Here is an 8033-nt window from a genome sequence, read left to right as displayed (position 1 = left end):
GGTGCCGTATTGTCCGCTGCTGCGGTGCGCACCATGTCAAGTCGAGGCCCTGGTCGTCTGGCCACGTTGGATGGCCCACCTCTGTTGCGCCCTCGTGTTTCGTCGGCCCAGCTGTGCCTCGTCCCTTTCCCGCCCGTCGGCGTGTCACGCCGACGTGATGCGGCGTGCCGGATCCCGTAACGAATTGGGGTGACCACGTGGACGACTCCGAAGTGCACGAGTCCGGGTGCGACATCGCAATCGTCGGGATGGCGGGCCGCTTTCCCGGCGCAGAGAACCTCGACGAGTTCTGGCGAAATCTGCACGACGGGGTGGCGAGCGTCAGCTTCTTCACCGACGATGAGCTGCTGGCCGCCGGGGTGCCGCGGGAGCGCTTCTCCCGGCCCGACTATGTGCGGGCCGGCGCCCGGATGGCCGGGTTCGACCTCTTCGACGCCGAGTTCTTCGGCTACACCCCCCGTGAGGCCACGGTGATGGACCCGCAGCAGCGGGTGTTCCTGGAGACGGCCTGGGCGGCCATCGAGCACGCTGGCTACGCCGCCGACCGGATCCCGGGAGCGGTCGGCGTTTTCGGAGGCGCCAGCACCAGCGCATACCTGGCCAACGTCTTCGCCAACCTGGAGGGCGGTGCGGCGATCGGCGACGCCAACGTCGGCGTGGGCAACGAGTTGGCGTTCCTCACTACTCGGGTGTCGTACAAGCTGAATCTGCGTGGCCCGAGTATTCCCGTACACACCGCCTGTTCGAGTTCGCTTGTTGCCGTGCACCTCGCCTGCCAGAGCCTGCTCAACCGCGAGTGCGACACGGCGGTCGCTGGCGGGGTGTCCTTCAAAGTGCCGCCGGGCACGGGCTACACCTTCCAGGAGGGCGGCATCCTGTCGCCGGACGGGCACTGCCGGCCCTTCGACGCGCACAGCCAGGGCACCGTGTTCAACAACGGCGCGGGCGCGATCGTGCTGAAGCGACTCTCCGACGCGGTGGCCGACAACGACACGGTGTATGCGGTGATCAAGGGGACCGCGGTCAACAACGACGGCGCGGACAAGGCCAGCTTCACCGCGCCCGGGGTGGCCGGGCAGGCGGCGGTCGTGCTGGAGGCCCTGGAGTTGGCCGGCCTGTCGGCCGACAGCATCGGGTACGTCGAGGCACATGGCAGCGGCACCAAGATCGGTGATGCCATCGAGGTCGAAGCCCTGACCCGAGCTTTCCGGCAGAGCAGTGACCGCACGGACTCATGTGTGATCGGCTCGGTGAAGGGCAATCTGGGGCATCTGGACGCGGCTGCCGGCATCGCCGGGCTACTCAAGACCGTGCTGGCCCTGCGACACGGCATGCTGCCGCCGACCCCGCACTTCACCGGCGCCAACTCCGACATCGACTTCGAGCGGACCCCGTTCCGGGTGCAGGGGGAGCTGACCGCCTGGGAGCGCACGGAGTTCCCCCGCCGGGCGGGCGTCAGCGCATTCGGGTTCGGCGGCACCAACGCGCACGTGGTGCTGGAGGAGGCACCGCCGGCCGCCGCACCGGTGTCGGCCCGTGAATCCCAGCTGCTGGTGATTTCGGCGCGTACGCCGGACGCCCTGGACGAGGCCACCAGCCGGCTCGCCGCCCGCCTTGATCGGCAGGACCAGTCTCTGGTCGACGTGGCGTTCACGCTGGCTGCGGGGCGCCAGGCGTTCCCGCACCGACGGATCGCGGTCGCCGCGACCGCAGGCGAGGCGGCGCGAGCGCTGTCCGCCGGGGACCCGTCCACCGTGTGCACCGGTCGGGCCGGCACGGGCCAACCGCCGGTCGCGTTCCTGTTTCCCGGCCAGGGTGCGCAGCATCCGGGGATGGTCGCCGACCTGTACCGGCAGGAGCCGGTCTTCCGCGCGGCGGTCGACAACTGCGCTGACCTGCTCCGGTCGGAGCTCGACATCGATCTCCGGGCGCTGCTGATCGGCGGGGCAGACGACCCGGCGGCGGCCGGCGAGCTGACCCGTACGCGATTCGCCCAGCCCGCGTTGTTCACCGTGTCGCACGCGCTCGCCGAGCTCTGGGCGTCCTGGGGGATCACCCCACGAGCGATGCTCGGGCACAGCGTCGGCGAGTATGTTGCCGCCTGCCGGGCCGGTGTGTTCGCTCTGGCCGACGCGCTGCATCTGGTGGCGCTGCGCGGTCGGCTGATGCAGGAGCTGCCGCCCGGCGCGATGCTCAGCGTCTCCGCCGACCGGGCGCAGATCGAGCGGCTGCTGCCGGAGGGACTGGCGCTCGCGGCACACAACGGGCCGGCCGACTGTGTGGTGTCCGGCGGGGTGGAAGCGGTGGCGGCGTTCGCGGCCGAGGCGGCCCGGCGTGGGCTGACGGCCCGCCGCGTAGCCACCTCGCATGCCTTCCACTCGGCACTTGTCGAACCGATGGTCGAGCCGTTGGTGGCCGCGGTTGCGCGGGTGCCACGGCACGAGCCGCAGGTGCCTTTCGTCTCCAACGTCACCGGCGACTGGATCACCGGTGCACAAGCCACCGATCCGGCCTACTGGGGTCGGCACGCGCGGGCGACCGTCGAGTTCGCCGCCGGGCTCGCGACAATTGCGACCGAGGCGGATGTCGTGCTGCTTGAGGTCGGGCCGGGACAGACCTTGACGAACTTGGCCCGCCGGGTGATCCCGGACGACGCGCGGACGGTGGCCAGCCTGCCGCACCGCGCTGACCGACGGGGACAGCTGGTCACGACGCAGCGAGCACTCGGCCGCCTCTGGCTGGCCGGCGTACGCCCGGACTGGACCGGCTATCACGGGCACGAACGCCCACGGCGGGTGGCGCTGCCCAGCTATCCGTTCCAGCGGTCGCGGTACTGGCTGGAGCCGGCCCCGGCCCCCGATCCCGCCGCCCGGGTGCCGGCCGAGCCCATCCATCCGTTGCTTGACGAGCTGCTGGTGCACGGCATCGACGAAGTGGTCTTCCGCACGGAATTCGATCTGGAGCGGCACTGGATGCTCAGCGAGCACCGGATGCTGGCCGAGGCGATCGTGCCCGGCACGACGTACCTGGAGATGGCCCGGGCCGCCGGAGCCGTCCTGGTGGACACGCCGGTCACGGAGCTGTCGGCGGTCGAGTTCCAGGTGCCGCTGCTGGTGCGGGCCGGGCATCCGCGCGTGGTGCACACGACCGTGCGGCGGACCCACGCCAGTGAACTGGAGTTCACTGTGGTCAGCCGGGATCCGGCCGCCGCCGGCCAGCGGTGGTCGGTGCACGCGCGTGGCCGGCTCAGCGATCGACCGCTGGCCGCACCACCGCGGACCGATGTGACCGATCTCGCCGCCCGCTGCACGTCGGCAAGCGTCGACGTCGGCCGGGCGCAGGACGAGCACGACGTCATGGAGTTCGGCGGACGCTGGCGGGAGAGCCTGCGGGTGGTCGACGTCGGCGCGTACGCGGCACTGGGCCGGTTGCGCCTGCCCGACCGCTACCGCGACGAGATCGGCGCGTACGCACTTCACCCGGCGCTGCTGGACCTGGCCACCGGCTTCCACCGCTGGGCAATGCTGAACGAGCAGTCTGACGCCAACGCTTCGGACGGCGACTTCTATCTGCCGATCGGGTACGACCGGCTGAGCATCCACCGGCCGATGCCCGCCCGGTGCGTCAGCTTCATCCGGCCCACCGAGGGCTTCAGCCAACGTGACGAGATCCGCAAGGTCGACGTTCTGGTGCTCGACGAAGACGGCGACCTCGTGCTGGACGTCGCCGGTTTCACCGCGAAGCGGGTCAACAACCCCCGCCGCACGATCCAGCAGGCACGTCCGGCCGCGCCGCACCACACCCTGCGCTGGGTCCGGACCCGGCGGGCGCCGGACGGGGTCCGGCGGATCGACCGGGCGCTCGTGGTCGGGGAGCCCTCGGCGCTGCGCGAGACGGTCGCCTCGGCACTGCGCGATGCCGACATCGCCGTGACCGTCGCCGCACTGGACGACGCCGTCGACACGAACGCCGATCTGCCACCGGAGATCATCTTCGTGGCACCCGACGGTGACCCGGACCGGTACGACCTGGCCACCCAGGATCGCCTGCTGGAGGCGGGGGTCCTGAGTCTGGCCCGATTCGCCCGATCGCTGAGCACGCGAGCGGTGCAGGCCCGGCGGATCACGGTGGTCGCCCGGCACGTCAACGATGTGACCGGCGAGGAGCCCGCCCCGGTGCCGGCGCATTCGGCGCTGTTCGGGCTGGCCAAGGTCATCGGGCAGGAGGACATCGAGACCGTCTGCCGATGTGTGGACGTCGATGGTCGGGTGTCCGCCACTGCCGTCGCCGCAGAGATCATCGGGCGCGATCCGGTCGGGCAGGTGGTTCTGCGGGGTGACGACCGCTACGTCGCCGAGTTGGTGGAGGTGGATCTCGACCAGGCCGGGACGGTCGCCGAGCCCTCGGTCGGAGCCGGCGGAGCCGAGCCCCCGGAGCCCGGTCCGGAGCGGGTGTACCTCATCACCGGCGGCCTCGGCGGCCTCGGCCTACAGGTGGCGCTGTCGATCAGCGAGACGGCACCAGGGTCGCGGTTCGTGTTGGTCGGCCGGCGGCCGGCACCACCGCGGGAACGGTGGGACGACATCCTGGAACAGGGTGACGACCGGCAGGCCGGGCAGGTCCGGGTGCTCCAGGAGATCGAGCGGCGCGGCTGCGAGGTGCGCTGCTACCAGGCGGATGTCGCGGACCTGGCGTCGATGTCGGGGGTGGTCGCGGCAGTGCGCCGAGGATTCGGCCGGATCACTGACGTGGTCCACGCCGCCGGCACCGCAGGGGACGGATTCCTCGTCCGGAAGCCACCGGAGGTGTTCCGGGCCACCCTGGCCCCGAAGGTGACAGGTGCGATGGTGCTGGAGGCGGTGACCGATGACGATCCGCCCGACACCATGATCCTGTTCAGCTCCACCACGGCCCTGCTCGGCAGCGCCGGCCAGAGTGACTACACCGCCGCCAACCTGTACCTCGACGGATTCGCCGCGTGGCGGAGTCGGCGCGGACGGCGCACCATCACGGTGAACTGGACGGACTGGCTGGGCACGGGGATGGCCGCCGACTTCGACGTCCAGCGTGACCAGGGATTCTTCCGATCCATCGAGATCGACGACGCGATCGAGAGCTTCCGCGCCGTGGTGCGGTCGTCGGCTCGGCAGGTGATCGTCGGTGAGGTCAACTACCCGGCGTTGGCCGCGCTGGACCCGGCCGTCCGGGACACCCAGATGGCCGCAGCGCCGATTCGGCTCGGCGCGGCGATCCGGGAACGGATCGTCACCCGACCGCGATCTGCCGCCGAGTCCAGGAAGTCGGCACCGATGCCGGTCACCCTGGTGGGACGCGCCGACGGGCGGTACCGCGACCTGGAACGTTCGCTGGGCGGGCTCTGGGCGGCCGAGTTCGGGGTGCCCGAGATCAACGTGTCGGCGACCCTGTTCGACCTCGGCGGTGACTCGTTGCTCGCGCTGCGGCTGGCGAACAGCATTCAGCAGACGCTCGGGGTGCGGCTGACCATCGCGGACCTGTTCGCGTACCCGACGGTCGCCGACCTGGCGACACACCTGGAAGACCCGGCGGCGCAGGACCAGCCGACGGGGACGGTGGAGGACCAGCCGACGGTGGTGGCGCAGGACCAGCCCGCCGAGCCCGACTGGTTCGAGTTGTGGAACGTGCAGATCGGCCTCTGGCTCCAGCATCAGCTGGCGGAGGGCCGGGCCGAGCTGAACCTGCCGGCCTGGCAGGACGTGCACCAGGCGGTGGACGTGCCGGCCTTCCGTCGTGCGGTCGCCTATCTGGTGCAGCGGCACGACGCGCTCCGGCTCGTGTTCCGGGACACCCCACAGGGCCCCCGGCAGGCGGTGTTGCCGGTGTACGACCTGGACGTGCCGCTTGTCGATCTCACCGGCACCGCCGACCCCGACGCTGAGGTGCGACGCCTCATCGAAGCCGAGAACCGGACGGCCTTCGACGACCTGGGGAGGCCGCCGGTCACCGTGCGGCTGTTCCGGCTCGGCGCGGAGCACCACACCGTGTACGTCAAGATGCACCACATCATGTCCGACGGCACCAGCATCGGCCTGTTCCTGCGTGAGCTGGCGGCTGCGTACGAGTCAACGCTTGCCGACGGGGAACCGCGGCTTGACCCGCTGCCCATGACGTTCGAGGAATACCTCCGCGACCGCCTGCGCTGGTTGTCCAGCGGCGAATGCGAGGCGATGCGCTCCTACTGGCTGCGCGAACTGGCACCGCCGCTGCCTCGGCTACGGGTAGGCGACTACGAGGCGCCGGTGCAGGACGTGGTCAACGAGTCGGTGGACTTCACCGTACCGGCCTCGCTCGCGACCGGGCTTGCCGGGCTGGCCAGGCGTCTCGACGTGACGAGACACGTCGTGCTGCTCAGCGCCTATCTGGTGACACTTCGCGGGATCAGCGGCGACGACGACATCGTGATGTGCGTGCCGTTCTCCGGGCGCGACACGAAGGAACTGGAAGGGCTTGTCGGGATCTTCGTCAACCCGTTGTCGCTACGGCTGCGCATGGCCGATGCCGACCCGTTCGAGGCGGTCGTGCACCGAGCCCAGCGAGCCAGCCTGGCCGCGTACGCGCACAGCCGCTACCCATTCAGCCGTCTGGTCGACGAGGTGCCGGTGCCGTTCCGGGCCGGACACAACCCGATCTTCTCGGCCGCGTTCCAGTTCACCGAGTTCCTGCCGCCCGCGTACCAGACGTCGCAACTGGATATCTGCCTGTACGGCCGGCCCGGTTCGGACGGGCTCGCCATGCGGTTCAGCTACAACTCGCAGCGCCTGTCCGCGACCGAGGTCGCCGAGATTCAGGCCGGGTTCCTGGCCGTGCTGGCACGGGTGGTGGACGAACCCGCCGGCACGTTGCTGACGTTGGCCGAGCCGATCCGGCAGGCCCAGCGAGCCAGCGCCGCACCCGCGCCTCGGGCGAGCAGGCTGCGGTCGTTGGTGTCGCGGGCACCGGGCGGGCCGGCCTGACCCCCGCACCGCCTGCCATGCCGTCGGGGCATGGTGCCTATTCAGGGAGGAGTTCCGCACGTGGAGGAGACCGATGAACAGCGGTACGCGGTCGTGCTGAACGACGAGGAGCAGTACTCGATCTGGCCGGAGGGGCGGGAACTGCCGCCGGGCTGGCGGGAAGACGGCACCCGAGGTTCGAAAGAGGAGTGTCTGTCACACATCAAGGAGGTGTGGACCGACATGCGCCCGCTGAGCCTGCGCCGCGCCATGGCGGACGCGGGCGGGCGATGAACGGGTCGCTCCGCCGGCTCGCCGCCCGACCGGACGCGACGATCCGGCTGTTCTGCTTCCCCTACGCCGGGGGCGGGGTGGCTGCGTTCCGTGGCTGGGCTGCCGAGTTTCCACCGGATGTGGAGCCGTGGGCCATCCGACTGCCGGGCCGCGAGGACGACCTCCTGAGCCCCCCGTTCCACCGGATGACCGACATCCTCAACGCGCTCGTGCCGGCCTTCGTGCCGCTGCTGGACCGGCCGTTCGGGTTCTTCGGCCACAGCCTGGGCGCGTTGGTGGCGTGGGAACTGGCCCGGTCGCTGGAACAGGCGGAGGTCGGCGCGCCGACCCACCTGTTCGTCTCGGCGAGCACCCCCCCGCAGGTACGCGAAGTGCCGGAACCTCCGGTCCACACGCTGTCGGACGAGGACCTGGTCGAGCGGATCCGGTCCTGGCGTGCCACCTCCGAGGCGGTGCTGCGCGACCCCGAGCTGATGGCCCTGCTGTTGCCGGGAATGCGGGCCGACTTCACGGTGCTCGAAACGCACGAGTTCCGTGGTTCGCCGCTGCCGAGCTGCCCGGTCACCGCCTTCGGCGGTACCGAGGACGACGGGGTCGACCGGGCCGTGCTGGCGCGCTGGGCCGAGCTGACCACCGGCGAGTTCGACCTGCGGATGTTTCCCGGAGACCACTTCTATCTCCACCCCGAGCGCCAACCCCTGGTCGCGGAGATCGTCGCCCGGCTGACCGGCGCGACCGCCAGCACGCCGCGCTGACCACGGAAGTGAT

The 8033-nt window shown here is 70.8% G+C and carries 3 protein-coding genes; all 3 read left to right on the top strand.

Going from position 1 to position 8033, the window contains the following annotated elements; genetic code table 11:
• Positions 1–197 precede the first annotated feature (197 nt).
• From QQG74_RS20645 to QQG74_RS20635, 3 genes are read left to right on the top strand one after another with little or no spacing between them, the layout of a single operon-like run.
• Positions 198–6992: an SDR family NAD(P)-dependent oxidoreductase gene (locus QQG74_RS20645; protein ID WP_341716415.1), complete on the top strand. Its 6795-nt coding sequence runs from the start codon at positions 198–200 to the stop codon at positions 6990–6992.
• A gap of 30 nt (positions 6993–7022) precedes the next feature.
• The gene (locus tag QQG74_RS20640) at positions 7023–7265 is read left to right on the top strand and encodes an MbtH family NRPS accessory protein (RefSeq protein ID WP_341716414.1); all 243 of its coding nucleotides are present in this window, start codon (positions 7023–7025) and stop codon (positions 7263–7265) included.
• Complete coding sequence (locus QQG74_RS20635) at positions 7262–8020, top strand: alpha/beta fold hydrolase (protein ID WP_341716413.1); 759 nt, start codon at positions 7262–7264, stop codon at positions 8018–8020. Before QQG74_RS20640 ends, QQG74_RS20635 begins: the two co-directional genes overlap by 4 nt.
• Positions 8021–8033: the final 13 nt, after the last annotated feature.

Source organism: Micromonospora sp. FIMYZ51, assembly GCF_038246755.1.
Lineage (GTDB): Bacteria > Actinomycetota > Actinomycetes > Mycobacteriales > Micromonosporaceae > Micromonospora.
Note: the sequence above shows the minus strand (reverse complement) of the source record. Positions and strands in the feature narration are given on the sequence as shown.

What these genes read in the sequence shown, in the direction of transcription:
- QQG74_RS20640 (WP_341716414.1), top strand. Translation starts at nt 7,023, where the DNA reads ATGGTGCCTATTCAGGGAGGAGTTCCGCACGTGGAGGAGACCGATGAA.
- QQG74_RS20635 (WP_341716413.1), top strand. Translation starts at nt 7,262, where the DNA reads ATGAACGGGTCGCTCCGCCGGCTCGCCGCCCGACCGGACGCGACGATC.